Below are 22,442 nucleotides of genomic sequence, written 5' to 3'. Positions count from 1 at the left end.
TCAAGATTTACCTGTCCCCTCTAACCGGGGGCTCTGCAGTTGCAGTCCTAATATATCCAGAGTCAATTCAACATTTAGATTGGCTTGTAGTTGCCGTTGGGCCCGGTTCAACGCTTCCAGCCGTTTAAGCAGTATCCCAGGAGTAATCTGCCCCTGAGCCTGGTTCAGCTCGGCCAGACGGTCCTGATTAATCAGTCTGGCCGGCGGCACCTGAAAGTGCAGGGCCAATAAGTCCCGATACCACAACCGGACCAGGAGGAGAAAGGTTTCCAGCTCTGATGAATTTTTAGTCCAGCCCGCGGCCCAATCCAGGATCTCGGCGGTAGTACAATGAGGCAATTTTTCCAGAAACGCAACGGCCTGGTCGCGTTGCGCCACCACGTCCTGAAATTTCACTGCCAGGGCCAGGCCCAAGGAACCGCCACTCAGCGCCGCCACCAACGCAGCCTGATCAGGCTCCAGGCTGCGGCGTTTAATTAACTCCTGAACCACCAGGGCCGGGGGCAAGGGCAAGAATGATAATCGCCGGCAGCGGGAAACAATGGTGGGCAACAGGTCCGTCTCGGCCAGGGCAGCCAGGATCAGCAGATTGCCGGACGGTGGTTCTTCCAGGAGCTTGAGCAAGGCGTTGGCCGCGGGTTCATTCAGGGCTTCAGCCGGTTTGATCAGCGTTACCCGCCAGGGGCCGACCAAGGGGGGAAATCCTAACTGGCGGCGCAGTTCGCGAATTTGTTCAATTTTGATCTGTGCTCCAACCCGATCCGATAACGGACTGAGGACCACAAAATCCGGATGATTGCCCCCGGCAAAGCGACGGCAAGAAGCGCATTGCCCACAGGCCTCCTGATCCTTCTGGCGTTGCTCGCAATTGAGCGCCTGAGCCAGGGCCTGGGCGGTGCTGGCCTTGCCCACCCCTTTGCCTCCTAAAAATAGATAGGCATGGGGCATCTGCCCGGTGCGCAGGGCGGTTTTTAAAAAATTCAGAGGCCGTTCCTGGCCTAGTATATCACGGAAAAACATATGGGAGTTCCAAGTTTTTAGTTTTCCTTTAAGGGCAAAAATTTATATTAAGGTTTAAGTCTTGTTTACTAAAAACTCAGAACTAAAATTCACTCCCACTCAATGGTGCTCGGTGGTTTAGAGGAAATATCATAGACCACCCGATTGACCCCCTTGACTTCGTTGATCAGCCGATTGGCCAGATGGGCCAGAAAGTCGTGGGGCAGGCGGCTCCAGTCCGCGGTCATGGCGTCGGTGGAATCGACCACCCGCAGCGCCACTACGTGCTCATAGGTCCGCTCGTCTCCCATGACCCCCACCGTCTTCAGAGGCAACAGCACCGCAAAGGCCTGCCAGACCTGACGATAGAATCCGGCCTTTTTCATTTCGCTGAGGACGATGGTATCGGCTTCCCGCAGAATGGCCAGCCGTTCCGGGGTTACTTCGCCCAGAATGCGGATAGCCAGGCCCGGTCCGGGGAACGGATGCCGCCAGACCATCTCCTCCGGGAGACCCAGTTCCTGGCCCAGTTCCCGCACTTCGTCCTTAAACAGTTCCCTAAGCGGCTCGATCAGTTCCAGCGGCATGACCTCCGGGAGGCCGCCGACGTTATGATGGGTCTTGATGGTCGCCGAAGGGCCTTTGAAAGAGACGCTTTCAATGACATCCGGGTACAGGGTGCCCTGGGCCAGATATTTCACTTGGCCGATTTTCTGGGCTTCGGCGGCAAAGACCCGGATAAACTCCTGGCCGATGCGGCGCCGTTTTTCTTCCGGATCAGTGACCCCGGCCAATAGCTGTAAAAAACTGGCGGTGGCGTCCACATAGATCAGATTGATATGGTAATTTTCTCGAAACACCCGCACCACTTTTTCGGCTTCGCCCTTGCGGAGCAGACCATTATTGACAAAGATACAGGTCAACTTGTCGCCCAGGGCCCGATGCAGCAGGACCGCGGTTACGGAAGAATCCACTCCGCCGGAGAGCGCACAGACCACCCGGTCGCGGCCTACTTTTTCCTTAATGGCCTGGGTAGTGGTCTCTACAAAGGAATGCATGGTCCACAGAGGCTGCAGGCCGCAGATGCGAAACAGAAAGTTGGCCAGCACCTCTCGCCCCTGGGGCGTATGTTCCACTTCAGGATGAAACTGGACCCCATAAATCCGATGCTGGGCATCCCGAACCGCGCCTATCGGCGCGGTATCACTGTAGCCGATGATCTCGAAATCCGGAGCGATTTCTTCCACCAGGTCGCCATGACTCATCCAGACGGTTAGCGGCGATTTCAGGCCGTAGAACAGATCTTGAGAGTCGGTGATATAAAAAACCTTGCGGCCGTACTCCCGGGACACGGCTGCGGCCACTTTTCCCCCAAAGAGGTTGTTGATCAGTTGCAGCCCATAGCAGATGCCCAGCACCGGGACCCCCAGTTCAAAAACCTGGGCGGCGATCCGGGGAGCATTCGGTTCGTACACACTTCCCGGGCTGCCTGACAGGATGATGCCGCCAGGACGAAAATCCTTGATCTCCTCGAAAGGCATCAGAAAGGGATGGATCTCGCAATAAACCTTGAGTTCCCGGACCCGTCGGGCGATTAGCTGGGTATATTGAGACCCGAAATCGAGGATCAGCACTTTTTGCTGATGGGGGTCGACCATTACTTCTCCGGCCCCCAAAGGGGGCAGATTTATTCTCTAAATTACTTGTATTATACGCTAGTAAAGGGAGAAAAAGCAAATCCCCTCAAATTCCCCTCCCAATTCCCCTTAAGGGGTTGCGGTGGGCAAGGGTTTTTCTGGCCAAAGTGTTAAAACTTCCTAATAACGGTGGCGGAAGGGCCACCTGACCCGGGAGGGAAGGAAGAAGTAAAGGAGCACAACACCGCACAAAAATCCGCCGATATGGGCCCACCAGGCCACCCCGCCACCTGCATCGGGGCGCAAGATCGCAAAAGCACCGCTACAAAACTGCAGCACAAACCAGAACCCCAGAAAGATAAAGGCGGGAATCTCCACGATATAGATGAAAAAGAAAGGTATCAGGGTAAGCACCCGGGAGCGGGGGAACAGAAAAAAGTAAGCTCCCATAACCCCGGCAATGGCGCCGCTGGCCCCGACGACCGGAATCCAGGAATTAGGCGAAGTCAGCAGATACAACAAACTGCCGGCCAGACCGCAGGTCAGGTAAAACAGGAGATAACGTCCATGTCCTAAAGTATCCTCGACATTGTCCCCAAAAATATACAGAGTCCACATATTGGAAATCAGATGCAGCCAACCGCCGTGAAGAAACATCGTGGTAAACAGTGGTAGATGGATACTTAGCAGATCATTGGGGAAGTGCCTCCACAGGGCCAGGAAACGGGCCGGAATAAAACCCAGGGTATGGATTAATTCCTGAAGATGGGGCCCAGTAGCAATCTCTAACAGGAAAAACAGGCAGTTGACCGCAATAATACCATAGTTGACATAGGGAGTGCGCTGCGATGGGATATTATCATGTAGAGGAATCATTAGCCTAGCCTGGAAACAAATTAAGTTTTTTTCTAAACAAAAGCAACTATTATTGGGAATCAGGGAGGGGCTGATTGGTCAGCAGGTGTTTACCACCGGCGGCCAAGGCTACTGGGGCGTGATCTAAGAACGTGTCCATTGGAATGGCATCGTCGTTGAGCAGGTAGACGCGGTTGTGAGTGGTCCAAAGGTCCCGGAGCTGATCCGGGGTAATCAAGTAGTTATGTTCAGGAGGAACCGGAAAGCCAAACCGGGGTAAGCCATGACGTTTTACCATCAGGATCGGCCGCTGGGCATAAAAGCGCAAACTGGCGCCATACTCGAATTCCTCAATGCTTTCCATAATTACCAGATCATTCAGGCCGGCATGCTGGCGGATATATTCCCCCATCAGACGGTCACTGAGATTAGGGGACAAAATAACCATACACTGAAAGGTAAAGTACAGGAGCACCAGGGCGGTGGTGCTCACCGCCAGCAGACAGAGGCGGGGTCGCTTGAGCCATCCCAGAAGTGCACTGCCCAGACCCAAGGCCGGAAGCAAGAATTTAACCTGGTGGGCAATAGGACGTAGCAGTTCAAACATTTCCAGAAATTCCCGGCGGTTGTTGGTACAGACCTGTTCAAACAGCGGTACCAGGGCAGCCATACCAATGGTCATCAGGGGCAACAGGGACAGACTGGCGGCAATGGCCCAGTCCCGCGGATTGACCAGGAATTGTTCCAGACGCCAGCCCAGGGCCAGAGCCAAAGGGGGGAGGGCGGGCAGAGAATAATACTCAATACGCAAAGAACAGAGGGTAAAGAAGCCCAACACGATGCCGGCCCAGAGGATTAACAGTGCCGGCCCCTGGCATTCAGGACGAAGCGGAAACCACTGCCGGGGCCAGAGGCGAGCCAGGGCCGTGGGCAGGAAAGGAGTCCAGGGCATCAGCCAGATTAACACAAACAGCCAAAACATCGGAATAGAAAAACCAACTATATCCAGAGGCACCCGCATGCCCAAAAAGCGGCCGATCTGTTCATTAACCACATGATAATAGAGAAACCCCGGATGATGGATTTCCATGGCGATAAACCAGGGCAGACTTATGACCGCAAAGACTAGCAGTCCTAAGGGGTGTAATAGAATCCTCCAGGTTTGAGAATCCCACAGCAAGACCGCGAACAGCCCACCGATGGCGATGGGGAACACCAGGCCGATAAAACCTTTGCTCAACAGGCCGACGGCCAGACACAGATGGAAGGCCATGGCATTTGCCGGGTTGGGCTGCCGCCACCAGCGAAGCAAGAAATAGATGGCCCAGGCCAGGGTCAGGGTGATGAGATGGTCGGTGAGAAGTTCTTCGTGTAAGATAAAAAAGCCGATGTTGGTGAGCAAAATGACGCTGGCCAGCCAGCCGGCCCGACGGGAAAATAAAGTTTTACCGATCAGAAAGGTGGCCAGGAGTTCCCCCAGGGCCAGACCAAAGGTGGGCAGACGGGCCACCACATCCGAAACCCCAAACAGCTTGAACGCCACTAGATTAATCCAATAGAGCATCGGCGGTTTATCCAGATAACGGGCCCCGTTCAGCATGGGCGTCAACCATTGCCCGGAGTCCAGCATTTCCTGGGGAATAACCGCATACATAGCTTCAGAGCGGATCAGCGGCAACTTGCCCAGGGTCGGCAAAAAAATGGCCAGCCCCAGCAGGATCAGGCTCAGGCCGGCAGCCAAGGTTTTCCTGGTCTCCAGGTTCAAAACGGGTAATCCAGTCCCATGAATACGGCGCTGCCTTCCTGGCCGAAACCAAAGTCGACATGACCAACAACCTGGGGCCGGACCGTAGCACGCAGGCCGAGTCCGCCGACCGGCTTCAGATCGCGGAAGTTAAATTTACCGATGGTCGGAAACACCTTGCCAACGTCAAAAAAAGGTGCGATCTCCCAATGGCTGATGACCCCGAAATGGTTCAGGCTGAAGGCCTCAATGCGCTGTTCCAGTGTAAAAGCGACCATATTACGATCGATAAATCGCCATTCGCCATAGCCCCGGTTGCTGCCAAACCCGCCTAATTGAGGCCATTCGAAAAAAGGGGTGTCTTCTTCCCGGAGCATAAATTGGCCTTCCAACCGGATAGCGGTGATAAACCGCCGATCCGCGTCCAGGGGTTGAAAACCTTTGATCACCACTCCCACCCGGTCATAAGAGGCATCGCTTCCTAAGGCCTTGGCCGCAGTTTCCCCATAGACGCGGGCCAGCAATCCACAGGTGGGAGTATCCTCCAAGTCCCGGGTATCATAACTTAAAGAAAGGCGATGGGCAAAAGTGGTATTTTGCCGAATGCGCACCGCCTCAGGAAATAATTCCACGGTGGCTGGCAGACTGGGGAGGTGTTTGTCGCTCAGAGAGGTCATGGTCAGACGTTCCTGCCAGATAAGCTCCAGGCTTTGGGTAACCTGATAACCCAGATGGGCCACTGCCTCCCGGGTCCGGGAGGTATAACTGGTCTCGTCATCTTCCGCACTATTATTCCCAAACCCATAAAAGCGCGGGAAATAGTCACTGTTATAATTCAGCAGCAGGCCATAAGCCCAATCTTGAGGTCCCATGCCTTTATTATCATACATAAGTTCATATTCGGTATTGGTGCCGGTGGACTGATTAGCAATCAGCCGGTAGTGCACCTCGGAAGTGGGATAGGCCAGGACACGAAACGCAAAAGCAGTGCCATCCTCTTCGTTATAGATCACCGAGGGGGCTATAATCAGCCCCATCGCCTTATCTTCCCGAGGGAAAATCCATACCGGCAAGAAGCCGTAATCATTACCGGAATTAGGGTTAGTGGCCAACACCGGCAAAGGAAAGAGAGTAGTTCCAATTTTCTCATCGGTGCGTTGCACCGGCAAGGGAGGAGGAACCGCCGCGGTGGGTATGTTCATACTGCAGCTACTGAGCCCGATAACCACCAATATCAGATAGATCGGCAGACCAAGGTCTCTGTATGCCACCGTGACTCGCCTTTGCTCATTGCCCTAAGACAGGTTCCAACGCAACATTTCCCAGAGATCTTTAAGGTCCCTACCCAGGGTCCGCACTACAGTCGGCTCGAAACCAGAATGCATCATGCATTGCTGACAACGGGGATCGCGACCCACACCGTAGCGTTCCCACTCGGTTTGGGTCATAAATTCCTCAAAGGTAGGGTAATGAGCATCCATGAGTTGGTAACAAGGGGATCGCCACCCTCTGGGGTTACGGGTGGGGTTGGCCCAGGGAGTGCACTCGTAATCCCGTTCCCCCCGCAGGAATTCCAGATATAAGGGGGAATCGTAAAATTTAAATTTATTACCGCTGGCGGTAAGGCGGGCAAATTTTTCCTTGATTTCTTCGCGGCTTAAAAATAATTCCGGGTCAACCGACTCGAAACTGAACGCGGGTGATACCAATAAGCCGTTAATATCCAGATAAGTCAGATAAGCAAAAAGAATTTCAATCTCCTGTATATCGGTTTGTTTATAGATGGTGGTATTGGTGCAGACCTGGAAGCCTTGCCGTTTGGCGGCTTTGATCGCTTTGATCGACTGATCAAACACTCCCGGACGCCCCAGGATAAGGTCGTGGGTGGGAGCCAGACCATCCAGATGGACACTTAGGGTTAAGTAGTTTGAAGCTGGCAAGTTGGCCAGGGACTTCTCAAGCAGGAGGCCGTTAGTGCACAGATAGATATGTTTGCGCCGCCGGATCAATTCCTGCACCAGCTCAAAGACTGGCGGATAAAGCAAGGGTTCGCCCCCGGTGATGGTTACTACTGGGGCGCCGCATTCTTCTACCGAGGTCAAACATTCCTCCAGGGGCATCATCTGTCCCAGAGTATCCCGGTATTCCTGGATGCGACCGCAACCTTTACAGGCCAGGTTGCATAAATGGGTAGGCTCTAACATCAGTACCAGAGGAAATTTCTCCTGGCGTTGGAGCCGTTTTTCGATTAAGTAGTTAATTAAAGAGATATCAAGGCTTAAAGGAAAGCGCATCAGGGTCTCCTGTAAATAATTCAGGCTGTAAACGTTGCCAGGGGGGAAAGGTATAACCAGCAGCAGGCTGTTGCCTTTCTCCACTTAACTTTGAACTTTATTTTCCTTTACATAGCCGTGTTTTTGGAACCAGGTGATGGCATCCTGGAGGGCCTCCCGGACCGGAGTCTGAGGAAGTCCCAACTCCTGCATGGCTTTGCTACTATCAAAATACATAAATTTCCCGGCCATCTTAACCGCAGTCAGGGGTATCCGCGGCGGTCGGTGACTGACCCAGGTGGCCCAGAATTCATTGACATAAGCCAGTCCCAGGATCGGGTAATAGGGCAGCCGCCAGCGGGGAGCCGGCCGCTGACTGATTCCGGCCAGAATCTCAAAAATCTCTGACAGGCTGAGGTTCTGGTGTCCCAGGATATATTTTTCCCCCGGACGGCCCCGTTCTTCTGCCAGGATATGGCCGCGGGCCACATCCCGGACATGGATCAGATTCAGGCCGGAATCCAGATAAGCCGGCATCTGGCCGTTTAGAAAATCGACGATCATCTGGCCGGTCGGGGTGGGGCGGTAATCCCAAGGCCCGACCGGGGTGCTGGGATTGACGAGCACTATAGGAAGCCCTCGCCGGGCGAATTCCAGGGCTATCTGCTCGGCTAAAAACTTGGATTTTTTGTAATGCCCGACCATATCAGCAAAACTGACCGGGGTGTCTTCCCTGCCCGGAGTGCCGTCCCCCGGGTTGCCCAGGGTCCCCACTGTGCTGGTGTAGACCACCCGCTCCAGACCGCGCTCCCAGGCCGCCCGGAGGATATGGCGGGTGCCCTCGACATTAGTAGCATACATATCCTTAGGGTTGGGAACCCAGAGGCGGTAATCGGCAGCCACGTGAAAAAGATAGCTACAGCCCTCCAGAGCAATTCTCAACGAGTCCGGATGGCGCAAGTCACCCTGGACAACCTCAACCGCCAGTCCCTGCAAAGCTGGGTGTTCCGGATGTCGGGCCAATACCCGTACCTGGCGACCATCGGCCAGGAGTTCTTGAACCAGGGCACGGCCAACAAATCCGCTGCCCCCGGTTACCAGGGTTTTACTCATGCGGGGTTCTCCCGCAGGCTTGGAGATATTGGCCCAACGCCATCAAGGGGAAACAATCACGATATAAATGATAACGGATCATAAAGTGCTGCGGAAATCCGGTGCCGGTAAAATAAGCCTCCTCCCAGCGGCCCTCGGTATTCTGGGTCCTGACCAGATATTCGGCGCCTTTCCGGACTTCAGGGGAGTGGGCTTCACCCGCGGCGATGAGGGCCATCAGGGCCCAGGCGGTCTGGGAGGCGGTGCTTTCTCCCTGGCCCCGGAGTTGAGGGCGCCGGTAGGATTCGCAAGTCTCGCCCCAACCGCCATCGGCATTCTGACAGCCTTTCAGCCAGGCCACTGCCTGGCGAATATAGGTTTGAGACATGTCCTCGCCGATACTTTTAAGCCCCAATAACACTGACCAGGTACCATAAATATAATTAACCCCCCAACGCCCCCACCAACATCCATCGGGCTGTTGTGTCCGGCGCAGGAAAATATAAGCCCGGGCCGCCACCGGGTGGTCCAGGGTAAAGCCAAAAATTCCCATCATTTCCAGGACGCGGCCAGTCACATCCTCGGTAGGGGGATCGATCAGAGCCTTCAAATCCCCGAAGGGAATGCTGTTGAGCCAATCTTTGGTATTATCAACATCAAAAGCCCCGAAGCCGCCATTTTTAGACTGCATGCCCAGGCACCAGTCAATCCCTCGATTCAGGGCGGATCGGAATTGATCCGGATCCGGTAGCCCTTCTTTGAGAGCCATCAAGACTACCGCACTATCATCAATGTCCGGGTACCAGTTGTTGACAAATTCAAAGGCCCATCCCCCCGGGGCCAGATCAGGTTTTTTGATCGACCAGTCCCCGGGAACCAGAATCTGCTGGCGCAGCAGCCAGTCGCAGGCCCGGATCATGGCCGAATGCGACACCGGGCAGCCCGAGGCGGCCAAGGCCCGGACAGCCAGAGCCGTATCCCATACCGGGGAGATGCAAGATTGCAACCGGATAGAGTCCTGGTCCTTTAAGGTGAAGAACTCCAGGGCTTCCAGACCACGCCGCATGGCCGGATGATCATTGGCATAACCCAGGCAGTGGAGGGCGAGCAGGGAATTGAGCATGGCGGGCTGAATACCGCCCCAATCCCCGCTGTCTTCCTGATGTTCCAGAATCCAGTCCTCGGCCCGCTTGAGAGCCAATCGGCGGAAAAGGTGAAGTGGCCAGCTCTGGTAAAATTTCAAGACCCGATCCCAGAGCACAAAGAGATTATCCAGACTCAAGCCATTGTGATTCCATTGTACCCGGTGGTTCCGGAACCCTTCTTCCGCATCACTAAACAACTCCCTCACTCCCAATTCCAGGGGCAGGGAGAGCACAGGCTGTTTGGCCATGACCACCGACAAGGGCACAATGGTGGCGCGAGACCAACTGGAAAATTCGTAGATGCTCAAGCCACTCTGGGGGGGGAAAAGTATAAATTCCACCGGCAGGGTGGGAACTCCTTCCCAACTTACCTGGCCAAACAGGGCCAAGAAAATTCGGGTGAAAACCCGGGTCCGCAACGGTCCCCCACGCTGTTGAATAAAGGCCCGGGCCCGCTGCACAGCCGGCTCCTGAGGCGAGAGGCCAGCCAACTTCAGGGCTAGGTAAGCCTCCACCGAGGTGCTCAGGTCGCCGCCATCTCCATAATAGATAGACCAGCCACCGTTGTCGAGCTGTTGCTGAAGAATATAGTTGGCCAAGGCGGAAATCTTGGCTGGCTCGGCTATTTCCAGTAGATAATGGAGCATAAGGTATTCGGCTGTAATAGTAACATTGGACTCCAGCTCCGCCCACCAATAGCCATCTCGCGTCTGCATTCCCAACAACGCCTGGCGAGCCCCAGCCACGGCTTTTTCCACGGCTTCAGTCAGTGACTCATTCGCCAGGAACCAGGTCCTTTGTTGAGACATCCCAGTGTACTGCAAACCCTCAGTCATTCTGTCCGCCTTTAACTTAACAATTATATATGGGAAATTTAACAAAAAAGATTATCATACATTGGTGTTCAATTCAAAAGATTTTTATAAGTAAATTTTGGTCCCGCGGTTTCGGCCTGGAAACAAACTTTTTTTTCTGCGCCTTTATTTCTATCAGCTAACGACATTTAATTACCTGGAATGACTTCTATCTGTGTATAGACAGGATGTTGTCGATGAGGTAAACTCAGAGGGCAATTTTAAGGCAGCATTCAAGCAACCTAACGCCTCTTCTAACAGGTTCCGCTGCTTATGGCGATACCCATAGGGACATCTCAGAAAATCCCTCCAGCTCTGCTCTTGAAGGAACCGGGCCTGCAGGTCGTGCGCCTCAGCGGCACCCCACCTGAGTTGGGCTTTGCTCACGGCCGCTGGTTAGCCCGGGAGATTTGCCAAATTCGGTGTAGTATACTGAAATATTTGGCCAAAATCACCGGCTGGCTGGGGGGCTTGCCGCTCTATCTGGGACTGGTTGTTCTGGCCTGGCGTTTCCGGCCTTTTATCCCTGGTCCTTATTGGAAGGAAATGAAAGGGGTGGCGGCAGGTGCGAGGGTCGGGGTACATTTCATTTTATTGCTTAATGTTTTTGATGACCTGGCCCAGAACATGCCGCACTGCTCGGCTGTAGCCGGCCGGGGGAGGTGCAATCAAACCGGTGCCTGGCTGCTGGCCCGGAATTTGGATTATGCGGTCTTCACCGAGGTCATGACCCGACTGCAGACCGTCTTTCTGTTACATCCGGTGCGGGGAGTGCCTCTGGTTTCGGTCGCCTGGCCGGGGTTTGTTGGACTCTATACCGGTATGAATCAGAATCAGGTAGCCTTGGCCCAGCTCTCGACCATGACCGTGGACCGGACCCTCAGGGGCTGCCCGGCAGGTATCCGCAATCGCCAGGCCTTGCAGCAGGGCCGGAGTCTGCCGGAAGTGGCTGGTCTGATTACCGCCAGTACCCGGACCAGCGGCAACAATCTGGTGCTTTGCAGCCCCACCGAAGCCCAGGTACTGGAGGTTTCTGCCCGCCATTGGCAAGCCCGGCAGGCCGCCCAAGGTTTAATTATCGCCACCAATCACTACCATAGTGCCACCATGCAGCCCCTCCAGGGCCGGTTTCCGCCCCGGCCGCCGTTTTCGCCGCTTTCCCCCAGGCACTTTACTGAAGCCTATAGCCATAGCCGCTACCGGCGCTTACAAGAATTGGCCGCTGGTGGCCTAAATATCCCCAAGGCCAGAACCTTGCTGGCTGATCCGGAAGTAGCCAATCCAGGCACGGTCAGCAGCGTCATCTTCCAGCCCCCGGACCTGGCCATGTGGTTAGCGCAATCTTTGCAAACTCCTGTGGCTACCGGCGGCTGGCGCCGGCTGGCCAGATTATTTGCGGATAATGGCCCCGACATTGAGCTGATGCCCGGTTAATCTTATTCCATCCATGCCCGGAGGGATATAAGTGTTTTAATGGACTCTGTCAACTAGAGCTGGCAACTTGCCGTAATTACCGGCTTGATTTAAAATAGAAACTGACCTATCGGCTCGGAGGTGGAAATTGCGGGAACGGCTGCGGAAGTTATACAAACTCTTTGCTCACGATGACCGGCTGTTGATCCTGATCGACGCTGACCCTGATTCCATCGCCAGCGCTTTAGCGCTGAAACGGTTGCTCTGGCGTCGGGTGGCCACCTGTGTCATTGTGCCCATCCGCCCCATCACTCGACCGCAGAATCAGACCATGGTCCGACTCCTGGAAATTCCTCTGGTAGCTTATGAGAAAATTGATCCGCGGGAGTTCTCACGCAAGGCCCTGGTCGATAGCCAACCGAGTCATCATGAACGGTTAGCCGACCTCGATTACGACCTGATCATTGATCACCATCCTCTTCATCCCCAGACCGAAGCGCCGTTCCTAGATATTCGCCCGAAATATGGGGCTACTGCCACCATCCTGACCGAGTACCTCCGGGATGCCAAGATCAAACCATCCTTGAAATTGGCGACCGCACTGTTCTACGCCATCAAGACTGATACGTCTAATTTTGAGAGCCATTCCACCGAAGCCGATGTGCGGGCCTTCCACTTTCTATTTCAATTCACCCGCCGGGCTTTGGTGCGCCGCATCGAAATCGCCGAATTGACTCTGGGGATGCTCAAGTATTTCCGGCGGGGGCTGGGACGTTGGCAGATTCACCATGACCGGCTTTATAGCTTTGTGGGCTCGGTCCCAACCCCCGACCTTTTAGTGATGCTGGCGGATTTTTTCCTGCGTTTGGTTGAGATTTCCTGGAGCATTGTCGCTGGCATTTACCAGGACAAACTGATTGTCATCTTTCGCAATGACGGCTTGCGAAAAAATGCTGGCCGTCTGGCCAATAAAGCCTTTGGCAAGCTGGGCTCGGCCGGCGGCCACCCCGCCAGTGCCCGGGCGGAGATTCCACTGGAGGCGCTGGGGGAAATCGGGCAAGAAGACGAAGACGCCTGGGAAAACTTTCTGATCACCAGGGTAGAAGGAAAATAATTCTCTATGAGGTAAAACTGCAGGCCAGGCACTAAGGCCCCCCGATTAATTATCCGCTCTGAGTGCAACCCCTTATTGACGGATTGTTCTTTTTGATACTTATTCCAATCGCCGGGCGAAGACCACCCGTTGGATCTTCTGGTAATCGTACCGGGTCTCGGCGGGGGCGTAAGCTCCCTGTTGGAGTAACAGGTCCAAAACTGCCGAGGCCTGCCCCTGTCCGACCTCCAGGGCCAAAAGTCCGCCCGGAATCAGATATTGATGAGCTTCCGAGACCAACCGCCGGATCACTGCTAAGCCATCAGGGCCGCCGTCCAGGGCAGCGCGTGGTTCATAGTGGCGAATCTCCCGGGGCAGGTGCTGCCATTCCCTGGTAGGCACATAAGGGGGGTTAGAAATGATTACCGAAAAGGTGGGGCGAGGCGCCAGCGGCTGGAAGAGATCGCCCCGGATGAATCCGATGCGTTCCACAACCTGATGGCGTCGGGCATTTTCCTGGGCCACAGCCAAGGCCGCGGCCGACAGATCCAGAGCGACAAATCGAGCAACTGGAAGTTCTCGGGCCAGGACGATGGCCAGCACCCCGCTGCCGGTGCCAAGGTCTAACAAGGGGCCTTGGGCCAGAGGAAAATCCGGCTGTTGCACCTGCTTCAGGACGGTGTCGATCAGAATTTCGGTCTCCGGACGGGGGATCAGGACCGCAGGGTTGACCAGGAAATCCAGGGACCAGAATTCCTGGTGGCCGGTGATATATTGGGTCGGTTCCCCGGCCAGACGGCGCCGGATCAGCTCCTTAAAGTTGGCCAGTTCCGCGGTGCTCAGAGGCTGATCATGTTGCAGATAAAGAGCCAGCCGCCCCCGACCCAGACAGTGCGCCAACAACACTTCGGCCGAGGCCCGGGGTTCGCTGATTCCTTTGTGGTGAAAATAACTGGTAGTCCAGCAGAGCAGTTCCATGATGGTCCAGGCTGCTCCGGGGTCGGCGGTCATCCGACCTGCTGTTTCAGGGCCGTGCTGCGGTGATAGGTGTTCAAGGCATCAAGCAGTTCATCCAGATTCCCGGCCAGAATATCCTCCAGACGGTAAAGAGTAAGTCCGGGGCGGTGGTCAGTGATGCGCCCCTGGGGGAAATTATAGGTGCGGATGCGTTCGCTGCGATCACCAGTGCCGACCTGGGTCTTGCGGTCCTGGGCAATTTTTTGCCGCTGTTCCCGCTGTTTTAGATCCAACAGGCGAGCTCTAAGCACCTTCAAGGCCTTGGCTTTGTTTTTATGCTGGGATTTTTCATCCTGACAAGAAACCACCAGACCGGTGGGCAAATGGGTAACGCGCACCGCCGAATCAGTGGTGTTGACGCTTTGCCCCCCGGGGCCAGAGGAGCGGAAGACATCCACCCGGATTTCCTCCGGGTTAATCTGGACGTCAACTTCTTCGGCCTCCGGCAAGATGGCCACGGTGACCGCCGAGGTGTGAATCCGGCCCTGGGATTCGGTGACCGGCACTCGCTGCACCCGGTGCACTCCACTCTCAAATTTTAAGCGGCTATAAACCCGTTGGCCCGAGATCAAGGCAATGATCTCTTTCAGTCCACCCATGCCTGTGGGGCTATGACTCAGCACTTCGACCTTCCAACCCTTATTTTCAGCATAGCGGCTATACATCCGGAAAAGATCGGCGACAAACAGGGCTGCTTCCTCGCCTCCGGTGCCGGCCCGGATTTCGAGAAGAATGTTCCGGGCATCATTGGGATCTTTGGGGAGTAAATGTAACCGCAGTTCTTCCTCTAATTCCAGCAATTGGGCTCGCAGCTGCTGAATCTCTTCCCGGGCCAGGGCCTTGAATTCCTCGTCGGTCTCCTCTTTTAACAGGACTTGGTTAGATTCCAACTCCTGGCGGACCTGTTGATAGCGCCGAAAGGTTTGAATCAACGGCATTAACTCAGCGTGTTCCCGGGCATATTGCTGATAACGCTCCTGATCTTTGATGATCTCAGGATTGCTCAGGCAGGCTTCCAGTCCCTGGAATTTATCTTCGATGGCTTGCAAGCGTTCGATAAACATAATGAATCGGGGTCAAAAAAACCCTCTTCCCTACCCCGTAAGGGGGGTGGGAGGGGAGTTTGAGGGAAGGGCGGGGGCCGGTAGTCCTCCGGCCCTTTCCCCAAGTATTTTTCTTAATGCTGCAAATTATAATTATATTATAAAACAGACGGCTTTGGGCCGCAAGTTACCGATTCCACCCTGGATAATAAATGTTAGGAAAGTTAAGGCCGCCGCGGTCCCTTTAACCAGGGGTTTGCAAGACTTCCTGTTCACCGTGGATGGCGGCGCGCAGGGCTGCCAGAGCCACCTCCAACTGATCGTCGGCGGGTTCACGGGCAGTAAGGTGTTGGGTCATCAGTCCTGGCCACAGCACCAGTCTCATGAGGGGATGGTCGGCATGGCGCCCACCGAAGCGGATGACTTCATAGGACAGCGCCGCGATGGGGATCATGAGGATGATTTTTAGACCTACCTGCAGGAGTAGATCTAGCCAGCGTCCCCAACCGCTCAGGCCGGGTACCAGCGGAAATAGCGCCGCAAACAGAAAAATACTGAGCAGCAGCACTACCAGAATGAACGAGGTGCCGCAGCGGGGATGCATGATCTGGTGCTGCCGGGCATTTTCCAGGGTGAGGGCCTGTCCAGCCTCATAAGTAAAGATCGATTTATGCTCTGCACCATGATATTCAAATACCCGTCGAACTTCTTGGAAAAGGGATATGGACCAGACATATAACAGGAAAAATCCGATCTTGAGCAGGCCGTCGATGACATGGAAGGCCAAGGTATCGGTACTTAACTCCTCGCCCCACAGGCGGCCGATCAGACCGCTCAGATAATGCGGCAGCAGTCCGAAAAAAAACAGCGCCAGCGCAAAGGCGGCGATTACCGTCAGGATCAGCGCCCCGGACCCGAGTTGTTCCTCATCTTCCTCTACGGCGGCCTGGGCCGAAAAGGTCAGGGCCTGGAGGCCGTAGAGCAGGGATTCCCACAGAACGATTGGCCCCCGTAAAAAAGGCCAGCGCAACCAGGGGAGGCGGTCGCCCAACAGCTTGAGACGGTCTGCCCTTACGATTATTGACCCGTCAGGCTTGCGGACCGCAATGGTCATCATGTGGGGAGCGCGCATCATCACGCCCTCAATGACTGCCTGCCCGCCCACGGGAAAATCTGGCATCGCCGATTACTCCGCGGCTTCGCCTTCTGCAGCTTGATTCTGAACCTTAGAGTATTTCCGCAAAAACCGATCCACCTGGCCGGTGGAGTCCACCAACTTCTGTTTGCCGGTAAAGAAAGGGTGGCACTTGGAGCAAATCTCCACCCGGATATTCTCCTGAGTAGAGCCGGTGACAAATTCATGGCCACAGGCACAACGCACTGTGGTCTGATAATATTTGGGATGGATATCCTTTTTCATCAGTAATACTGTTCCCTCCATTTTTTACTAATCTTTATAATTATGTTTATTTTTAAACCAAAAATCAAGGATTTTTAGTGAATTAATGGTTAGTACGATTTAATCCGGGGTTCTGGGTGGAGAATCTGACAACCGGGGCAGAAAAAACTGCTGCGACCGGCCTGGACCAAACGCTCAATCGGGGTGCCACAGCGAGGACAGTGTTCCCCGGCCCGGCCATATACCTTAAGTTGAGGATGGAACCTGCCGCTCTCCCCCTGGCTGTTCTTAAAGTCGGCAATGGTGGTCCCTCCCAGGCGGATGGCAGCCCGTAAAATGCGGCGCATGGCCTTGATCAGGGTCTGCCAGTCCTCCCTGGTTAGCTGCCCTACCGGGGTCTGGGGATGGAGGCGGGCAGCAAAGAGAATTTCGCTGGCGTAGATGTTGCCGATGCCGGCGATAATCCGCCCATCTAACATGAAATTCTTGATGGGCCGCTGGTGCCCCCGGGTGAGCTCCAGGAGGCGGTCCGGGGTAAGACGTCGGGAAAAAGGCTCCAGCCCCACCGCGGCCAGAGGCAGAGGCTTGACTCCGGGAGGATAGATAAGAAACTGGCCAAATCGTCTGGCATCCTGAAAAACCAGTGCGTGGCCGTCATCCAGGTGAAGGATGATATGTCCGTGGGGTAGGGCAGGGGAGGGGGTGTCAAACAGCAGCAAGCTGCCGCTCATCCCCAGATGAATCAGCAGGGTTGCCCCTTGCTCCAGGTGGAGTAAGAGATATTTACCCCGTCGGGAAAGTTTCTCAATGGTATGCCCGATCGTCCATCTTGCCAATTCTTCCCGGGAGGATTGTTGCCGCAGCCGCTTTTGCCCTATAGTCAGAGCGGTAATCCGCCCTCCGGGGAGATGTAATGCCAATCCCCGGCGAATGACCTCGACCTCAGGTCCTTCTGGCATGGGACTTTAAACCTCGGCGGCCATCCAGGCTTTGAGGCGCGGCAGTTCCGTTGCCTCCCACTCCGGGCTCAGGCGGAGTCGCAAGAATTCGGCAAACAGGCCGTCGAGGATGTCAGTAATTTCCTCAACCTGGGCCATCTGATCAAAAAAGTGGGCTTCATCGTCTTCGTCGGCAAGGGAATGACTGGTATTGTTTTTCAGGCCTTTGACCTCGAAGGTGGTTGCCTTCAGGGTCAGAGGCCACTCTTGGTCCTCCCGGGTAACCTTGAGGTGCAGCTCCTCCAGAGTCTTGCCCTGTCGTAGTCCCAGGCGGGCCTCCTGGTGGTTGGAATGGCTGCCTTGGACCGCCAGACTCTGGAAATATTCTCCTTCCCCTACTTCCAGCCGCATTTTCTCTCCAACTTCCAGGGACAGAGGTTTTTGCCCGGGCAATTGGATGGTGCCATCAGGATCATCTTCGCTCTTGAACCAGAGCCAGGTTAGGAATTCCCGCCCCAGGAAGCGATAGTTCCACAGCCGCTCCACTATATCCATGTTAGTCATACCTGCTCTCCGGACAAAATTTCAGTCCCCAGGGAGGGGCTGAGACTTTCCAGGGCCTGCCATTGAGATTCCATTTTTATCAGGCTCTGGGCCAGGGTATAGGGAAAAAGGAGATAAAGGTCCAGTTCAAAGGTGTCGCGAAATAAAGTCTCAAAGACTTCTCGCACCTTGGGGCTGGTGCTGAACAGCCATAAACGTCCTTGGGCCGGGCTCCAGACCACATCGTAGAGATGCGGTTGGGGCATCTGACGGCGCAGGAGCTCCTGCATTACGGTTTCCTTCAATTCTGCCTTCTGGGTGCGGCTTAAAGCTCGGGAGCGTTGCCGGGTCTGGGTGGATTCGGCCAACAGATAATGTTTACGGAACAGCGCGGGCGGGACTTTACGGGTATCGATGCGCAGAGAAAAAGCCAGGTATTCACCCTTATGAGTGCCCCCCTGCTGGAAATCAGTCTCCAATAGATTTCCTAACTCCACCCAGCCTACAGATTTTTCCTGGGCGCTGTCATCAATATCCAGAAACTGGTATTTCTGTAAGCAATTGTCAACCCAGGGGAGGAAATCCTCTGGGACCTCCCCCCGAACCATATAGCGGCAAAAACTCAATGACTTAGACGAGATTCCCATCTTGACGAGTTCTCCTTTCCAGCCTTCAGCATCCTAACTGAAAACATTGATAAACGCAAGGCCATTTATCATATTACTCGGAGCTTCAAATAAGGATAATTTGAGGGGGGAGCGGGGAACTGCCAGCTTTCCGCCCCCCTCAAGTTCCCCTTTCAACCCCCTTTAATACCAAGTTGCGATCAAAGAGCTAAAATGCCCCCTCACCCTCGCCCTCTCCCCCGCCAGCGGGGGAGAGGGGATATAAGGATAAAATTACTCATTTGAAAGCTAATCGGAATAAGGGGTTGGGGGAGTGGGTTTGGCAGAGGGCGAAGTTTTCTATCCGGTTGACTACTGACGAACGGGCCTCGACCAAACCTTGGCGAGAGTTATTTCAGCAAGGGCGGTGGTGAACCGTCATTTTCCGATAAGATCGAGATTATAAAACTAATATTCTTTGGACAGGTTGATTTTGGGGATTAGATAATTGCTAATCAGATCACTAAACTCTGCTCTTTTTGACATCACGGAGACGCCGGAGCACCTGCCACCGGCCCGGCCGGATCTCCCTCTCAGCCAGATCTCGGCGCTGCCAGAGGATTAGATTGCGTTCCCACGGGAAAATAGGCCAGGGTCGAAATGGTTGCAAGCCATAGTGGTGGATTTTTTTCAACGTACGTACGTATCCATGGAGCCGAAGCTGCTGTCTTTCGCAGCCGTGCAGGTCCTCCTGGAGCACCAGCTTGGGCATCATGGAGGCGATCAGCTCTTCCCAGCGACAGTATGGGTACACTCTCTGACAGACCACCACCGCGCAGTGAATACCGTTCAGCTCCTCCACCCAGGTTTTCGGAAAAAGTTTAGCAGCCTCCCAGAACTTCTGGGGCTCGCCCTGATAATATTCGATCAGCAAGTCGGTCATCCCCTCAGGGTCCATGAATAGGTCGGGAGATGACGGATTGATGGAAGGGCCGTAGTCAATGCCAACGTAGTAGGTGAGATTCAAGGCGGTCATAAGACGGAGGTGATTGTCAAGCCGGTTAAGCTCCAGGCCGCAACCAAGGCTGACAAGAGAGTTGTGCCCGAATTTGCCGAGGAAGGCCACCGCGGGGCTGGTCATTGCTAAGCTCTCCCTGGAAATGGTCAGAATCGGCGCGGCCGCGTCAATCACTTTCAGGAAAACCTTAAAGCGCTAAACGCCGGGCGCAGGAGGCAGATCCCGAATAGGGAGTTTCCGTCATCTCATAGACATAGTAAAGTCGTAGGCTGTTATAATATTTGTAATAAAGGGTCGGAACAAAGGTCGCCAGAGCAAAACCCGGGGGTAAGGCATTGAGCATGCCGCGTTGCTGCGCGTCCTGTCCGGCGCACTTATGGATCAATTCCGAGCCAGGCAGATCAATCCAATGGCTTTCCAGTACTTCGGGGAACTGCTTGATAAGAGCTAACCCCTCGTCAATAGTTAAAGGCAATCTTCCTTGGTTTTGGAAAAGGGCAACGCATTTTTTCGGAGGGGTATTTAGCATGGCATAACCGGTCTCGACATCTAACAGAAGATAGGGTTGGTCTGGAGTCGATACCCCTTCGGCGTTCTTAAACCATTCAGGTCTGACGATATATTCCAGTTGGGTATCGTTGAGGTTCTCTCGGATGGATTTTAATTGATAGCTTAAACTGACTATATTGTTAGGTACTACAATTAGGATGGGAATACGGTCTTCGGTTGATTCGGTCTCGGTATGAATGTCAACCATTAATTGCTCTAAGGGCCTGATATAGCTGTTGATAAAATCCTCTTGACTCAGGCCGGCCGCCAGATGAAACCGATTAGCAATAATCCGGTTTACCTGTTGGTAAAAAAGTTCTTTCAAGAAATCCATAGATTGACCTGCTTCTTAGTGCATGCCAGATATTTATTCTATTTTAACCTATTATTAAACAAACCAGGTTGCCCTCTAACCTGCATAGTTTGAGGCAAAACGGGGGATTTCGCCTCAGTTTGGCCTAGCCCCTGATTTTAAACCCGACCCCTTCCGGACATTGATCACTTCTCATGAAGGCCGGAATGGATTTTAGCATGGATCGCAGTTGACAAAGCGATTTCTAATACTATATATTAAAAAAATTTTAAAAAAATTAATTTACCCATAGAAAGGGGGATGAGTGCCATGGACTGTTTAACTATCAAAGCGGGGTATCCGTGCGCCTTCATGACCAAAAAGGGTTGTACGTTCAACGGGGGTAAGTGTCACCCCATCATCGACAAATGCGAGGGATGCGACCGGATTTTGGATTTGGAAACTGGGCGCTACTGTATGATCAGCCCGGACCCGGCGATGAAATGGCGGAACGGTAACTGTAATATGGCCACCCATATGAAGAACGGCAATAACGGCGGTCAGGCAGCCAGGCTCAATCCGCTCAAAGCCTCTAAGCGGGGTGCCAGTAGTAAGTAAACCCTCGCTGGGCGTGCAGCGCGACGGCCCTTCCACTCTGGCCGGTCGCGCTGACACCTAAAAATTTATCTGCTCAACTTTTCTAAAGCTCGCCCCAAACGCTCCAGGCCGGTAGCGATCCGTTCCCGTGAGGTAGCATACGAAAAGCGGATGCAATTGTCTTCACCGAAGCCGCTTCCGGCCACCACGGCCACATGGGCCTCTTCCAGCAGATAATCCGCCAAGGCGTCCGAGAAACCTTGTTCCGGGCCGGGCCGGAAGTAGGACTGATAATGGGAGAAGTTGGGAAATACGTAAAAGGCTCCGCCCGGACGGATACAGCTGACTCCGGGTAACCGGGCCAGCCGGGAGAGGATATCGTCCCGGCGCCAGGCAAATTCCTGAACCATGGCTGCCACCGAGTCTTGGGGGCCGAGCAGGGCCTCGATCGCGGCTTTCTGGGCAATGGAATTGGGATTAGAGGTGCTCTGACTCTGAATTTTGGTCACCGCCTTGATCACCGTTTCCGGGCCTGCCATGTAGCCTATGCGCCAGCCGGTCATGGCATAAGTTTTGGAAACCCCATTCAGCACAAAGGTCCGGGCCTTTAATTCCGGGTCCAATTGGGCGAGGCTGACAAATTCCTGACCATCGAATAGAATCTTTTCATAAATGTCGTCTGAGACTACGAAAAGATGGTGCTCCAGAATCACTTCTGCCAAGGCCGCCAATTCCTCCCGGGTATAGACGGAACCGGTGGGATTGGAAGGGCTGTTCAAGATTAGGCCCTTGGTGCGCGGGGTCAGGACTTCCCGTAACATCTGGGGAGTAATTTTAAAGCCGTTATCTTCCGGGGTGGAGACAATTACCGGCACTGCTTCGGCTAACAGCAGCATGGGCGGATAAGAGACCCAATAAGGCGCGGGCACGATGACCTCATCGCCCCTTTCGAACAGCACTTGAAAAAGATTGTACAGGGAATGTTTGCCGCCGCATGAGACCACGATCTCTTCGGCCCGGTAATCCAGGTTATTGTCTTTTTTGAATTTATGGATAATCGCTTCTTTTAACGCCGGGATGCCACCGACCGCAGTATAGCGGGTAAAACCTTCCTGGATGGCCTGAATGGCGGCCCGGCAGATATTATCCGGAGTATCAAAGTCTGGTTCCCCAATGCCAAAATTGACGATGTCCACACCTTGGGCAGCCAGGGCCTTGCATTTGGTGTCGATGGCCAGAGTAGGGGAAGGTTTAATCTGGCCGATGCGTTTTGCCAAAACCAATTTTTAATTCTCCTTATTCTGATCTGTAATCCGAGATTGATAAATATAAGAAA

21 protein-coding genes are annotated in these 22,442 nt (G+C 54.1%); 3 read left to right on the top strand and 18 right to left on the bottom strand.

The genetic code is table 11. The features are described 5' to 3' along the window. The 8 genes from holB to shc form a co-directional block, all read right to left on the bottom strand. The gene (gene holB / locus JRG72_03990; GenBank protein ID MBW2134384.1) at positions 1 to 1,020 is read right to left on the bottom strand and encodes a DNA polymerase III subunit delta'; all 1,020 of its coding nucleotides are present in this window, start codon (positions 1,018 to 1,020) and stop codon (positions 1 to 3) included. Between the two features lie 89 nt (positions 1,021 to 1,109). Further along, positions 1,110 to 2,657, bottom strand: coding sequence for a glutamine-hydrolyzing GMP synthase (gene guaA / locus JRG72_03985; GenBank protein MBW2134383.1), 1,548 nt, complete (start codon positions 2,655 to 2,657; stop codon positions 1,110 to 1,112). A gap of 159 nt (positions 2,658 to 2,816) precedes the next feature. Then, positions 2,817 to 3,512, bottom strand: a complete 696-nt coding sequence (locus JRG72_03980; protein MBW2134382.1) for a rhomboid family intramembrane serine protease — start codon at positions 3,510 to 3,512, stop codon at positions 2,817 to 2,819. Positions 3,513 to 3,561: 49 nt separating this feature from the next. Continuing rightward, entirely contained in the window at positions 3,562 to 5,232 is a 1,671-nt protein-coding gene (locus JRG72_03975; protein MBW2134381.1) for a glycosyltransferase family 39 protein, read from the bottom strand. Between the two features lie 20 nt (positions 5,233 to 5,252). Next, the gene (locus JRG72_03970; GenBank protein MBW2134380.1) at positions 5,253 to 6,506 is read right to left on the bottom strand and encodes a BamA/TamA family outer membrane protein; all 1,254 of its coding nucleotides are present in this window, start codon (positions 6,504 to 6,506) and stop codon (positions 5,253 to 5,255) included. 24 nt (positions 6,507 to 6,530) lie between these two features. Then, positions 6,531 to 7,529 carry an adenosyl-hopene transferase HpnH gene (gene hpnH, locus JRG72_03965; protein MBW2134379.1) on the bottom strand — a complete coding sequence of 333 codons (999 nt, stop codon included), beginning with the start codon at positions 7,527 to 7,529 and terminating at the stop codon, positions 6,531 to 6,533. Between the two features lie 84 nt (positions 7,530 to 7,613). Further along, complete coding sequence (locus tag JRG72_03960) at positions 7,614 to 8,621, bottom strand: NAD-dependent epimerase/dehydratase family protein (GenBank protein MBW2134378.1); 1,008 nt, start codon at positions 8,619 to 8,621, stop codon at positions 7,614 to 7,616. After that, positions 8,614 to 10,554, bottom strand: a complete 1,941-nt coding sequence (gene shc, locus JRG72_03955) for a squalene--hopene cyclase (protein ID MBW2134377.1) — start codon at positions 10,552 to 10,554, stop codon at positions 8,614 to 8,616. Before shc ends, JRG72_03960 begins: the two co-directional genes overlap by 8 nt. Before the next feature lie 318 nt (positions 10,555 to 10,872). Between shc and JRG72_03950 the strand changes: the two genes are divergently transcribed. Both JRG72_03950 and JRG72_03945 read left to right on the top strand, forming a co-directional pair. Beyond that, entirely contained in the window at positions 10,873 to 12,033 is a 1,161-nt protein-coding gene (locus JRG72_03950; GenBank protein ID MBW2134376.1) for a hypothetical protein, read from the top strand. Positions 12,034 to 12,160: 127 nt separating this feature from the next. Further along, entirely contained in the window at positions 12,161 to 13,126 is a 966-nt protein-coding gene (locus JRG72_03945) for a DHH family phosphoesterase (GenBank protein MBW2134375.1), read from the top strand. A 99-nt stretch (positions 13,127 to 13,225) separates the two neighbouring features. On the opposite strand, the gene prmC is transcribed toward JRG72_03945, so the two are convergent. The 9 genes from prmC to JRG72_03900 form a co-directional block, all read right to left on the bottom strand. Next, positions 13,226 to 14,116, bottom strand: coding sequence for a peptide chain release factor N(5)-glutamine methyltransferase (gene prmC / locus JRG72_03940; protein ID MBW2134374.1), 891 nt, complete (start codon positions 14,114 to 14,116; stop codon positions 13,226 to 13,228). Beyond that, the gene (prfA, locus tag JRG72_03935) at positions 14,113 to 15,186 is read right to left on the bottom strand and encodes a peptide chain release factor 1 (GenBank protein ID MBW2134373.1); all 1,074 of its coding nucleotides are present in this window, start codon (positions 15,184 to 15,186) and stop codon (positions 14,113 to 14,115) included. The genes prmC and prfA overlap by 4 nt, the downstream gene beginning before the upstream one ends. 223 nt (positions 15,187 to 15,409) lie before the next feature. Next, positions 15,410 to 16,345 (bottom strand): DUF1385 domain-containing protein, encoded by a 936-nt coding sequence (locus tag JRG72_03930; protein MBW2134372.1) that lies wholly within the window; start codon positions 16,343 to 16,345, stop codon positions 15,410 to 15,412. Positions 16,346 to 16,351: 6 nt separating this feature from the next. Next, entirely contained in the window at positions 16,352 to 16,585 is a 234-nt protein-coding gene (rpmE, locus tag JRG72_03925; GenBank protein ID MBW2134371.1) for a 50S ribosomal protein L31, read from the bottom strand. 89 nt (positions 16,586 to 16,674) lie between these two features. Continuing rightward, positions 16,675 to 17,523 (bottom strand): bifunctional DNA-formamidopyrimidine glycosylase/DNA-(apurinic or apyrimidinic site) lyase, encoded by an 849-nt coding sequence (mutM, locus tag JRG72_03920; GenBank protein MBW2134370.1) that lies wholly within the window; start codon positions 17,521 to 17,523, stop codon positions 16,675 to 16,677. Positions 17,524 to 17,529: 6 nt separating this feature from the next. Further along, on the bottom strand, positions 17,530 to 18,066 hold the full coding sequence (locus tag JRG72_03915) for a hypothetical protein (protein ID MBW2134369.1): 537 nt from the start codon (positions 18,064 to 18,066) through the stop codon (positions 17,530 to 17,532). Beyond that, complete coding sequence (gene rdgC, locus JRG72_03910) at positions 18,063 to 18,692, bottom strand: recombination-associated protein RdgC (GenBank protein ID MBW2134368.1); 630 nt, start codon at positions 18,690 to 18,692, stop codon at positions 18,063 to 18,065. Before rdgC ends, JRG72_03915 begins: the two co-directional genes overlap by 4 nt. 481 nt (positions 18,693 to 19,173) lie before the next feature. Next, positions 19,174 to 19,791 carry a hypothetical protein gene (locus JRG72_03905; GenBank protein ID MBW2134367.1) on the bottom strand — a complete coding sequence of 206 codons (618 nt, stop codon included), beginning with the start codon at positions 19,789 to 19,791 and terminating at the stop codon, positions 19,174 to 19,176. A gap of 64 nt (positions 19,792 to 19,855) precedes the next feature. Then, positions 19,856 to 20,551: a hypothetical protein gene (locus JRG72_03900; GenBank protein ID MBW2134366.1), complete on the bottom strand. Its 696-nt coding sequence runs from the start codon at positions 20,549 to 20,551 to the stop codon at positions 19,856 to 19,858. A gap of 288 nt (positions 20,552 to 20,839) precedes the next feature. On the opposite strand from JRG72_03900, the gene JRG72_03895 reads away from it, so the two are divergent. Further along, on the top strand, positions 20,840 to 21,127 hold the full coding sequence (locus tag JRG72_03895; protein ID MBW2134365.1) for a PxxKW family cysteine-rich protein: 288 nt from the start codon (positions 20,840 to 20,842) through the stop codon (positions 21,125 to 21,127). A gap of 65 nt (positions 21,128 to 21,192) precedes the next feature. On the opposite strand, the gene JRG72_03890 is transcribed toward JRG72_03895, so the two are convergent. Then, positions 21,193 to 22,389: a pyridoxal phosphate-dependent aminotransferase gene (locus tag JRG72_03890; GenBank protein MBW2134364.1), complete on the bottom strand. Its 1,197-nt coding sequence runs from the start codon at positions 22,387 to 22,389 to the stop codon at positions 21,193 to 21,195. Positions 22,390 to 22,442 lie beyond the last annotated feature (53 nt).

This window comes from Deltaproteobacteria bacterium (assembly GCA_019309545.1).
Classification (GTDB): Bacteria; Desulfobacterota; Desulfobaccia; order Desulfobaccales; family Desulfobaccaceae; genus Desulfobacca_B.
The sequence above is the reverse complement of the archived record's forward strand: the minus strand, read 5'-3'. Positions and strand labels throughout refer to the sequence as shown.

What these genes read in the sequence shown, in the direction of transcription:
- holB (MBW2134384.1), bottom strand. Translation starts at nt 1,020, where the DNA reads ATGTTTTTCCGTGATATACTAGGCCAGGAACGGCCTCTGAATTTTTTA.
- guaA (MBW2134383.1), bottom strand. Translation starts at nt 2,657, where the DNA reads ATGGTCGACCCCCATCAGCAAAAAGTGCTGATCCTCGATTTCGGGTCT.
- JRG72_03980 (MBW2134382.1), bottom strand. Translation starts at nt 3,512, where the DNA reads ATGATTCCTCTACATGATAATATCCCATCGCAGCGCACTCCCTATGTC.
- hpnH (MBW2134379.1), bottom strand. Translation starts at nt 7,529, where the DNA reads ATGCGCTTTCCTTTAAGCCTTGATATCTCTTTAATTAACTACTTAATC.
- JRG72_03960 (MBW2134378.1), bottom strand. Translation starts at nt 8,621, where the DNA reads ATGAGTAAAACCCTGGTAACCGGGGGCAGCGGATTTGTTGGCCGTGCC.
- shc (MBW2134377.1), bottom strand. Translation starts at nt 10,554, where the DNA reads ATGTCTCAACAAAGGACCTGGTTCCTGGCGAATGAGTCACTGACTGAA.
- JRG72_03950 (MBW2134376.1), top strand. Translation starts at nt 10,873, where the DNA reads ATGGCGATACCCATAGGGACATCTCAGAAAATCCCTCCAGCTCTGCTC.
- prmC (MBW2134374.1), bottom strand. Translation starts at nt 14,116, where the DNA reads ATGACCGCCGACCCCGGAGCAGCCTGGACCATCATGGAACTGCTCTGC.
- prfA (MBW2134373.1), bottom strand. Translation starts at nt 15,186, where the DNA reads ATGTTTATCGAACGCTTGCAAGCCATCGAAGATAAATTCCAGGGACTG.
- JRG72_03930 (MBW2134372.1), bottom strand. Translation starts at nt 16,345, where the DNA reads ATGCCAGATTTTCCCGTGGGCGGGCAGGCAGTCATTGAGGGCGTGATG.
- rpmE (MBW2134371.1), bottom strand. Translation starts at nt 16,585, where the DNA reads ATGAAAAAGGATATCCATCCCAAATATTATCAGACCACAGTGCGTTGT.
- mutM (MBW2134370.1), bottom strand. Translation starts at nt 17,523, where the DNA reads ATGCCAGAAGGACCTGAGGTCGAGGTCATTCGCCGGGGATTGGCATTA.
- JRG72_03915 (MBW2134369.1), bottom strand. Translation starts at nt 18,066, where the DNA reads ATGACTAACATGGATATAGTGGAGCGGCTGTGGAACTATCGCTTCCTG.
- rdgC (MBW2134368.1), bottom strand. Translation starts at nt 18,692, where the DNA reads ATGGGAATCTCGTCTAAGTCATTGAGTTTTTGCCGCTATATGGTTCGG.
- JRG72_03905 (MBW2134367.1), bottom strand. Translation starts at nt 19,791, where the DNA reads ATGACCAGCCCCGCGGTGGCCTTCCTCGGCAAATTCGGGCACAACTCT.
- JRG72_03900 (MBW2134366.1), bottom strand. Translation starts at nt 20,551, where the DNA reads ATGGATTTCTTGAAAGAACTTTTTTACCAACAGGTAAACCGGATTATT.
- JRG72_03895 (MBW2134365.1), top strand. Translation starts at nt 20,840, where the DNA reads ATGGACTGTTTAACTATCAAAGCGGGGTATCCGTGCGCCTTCATGACC.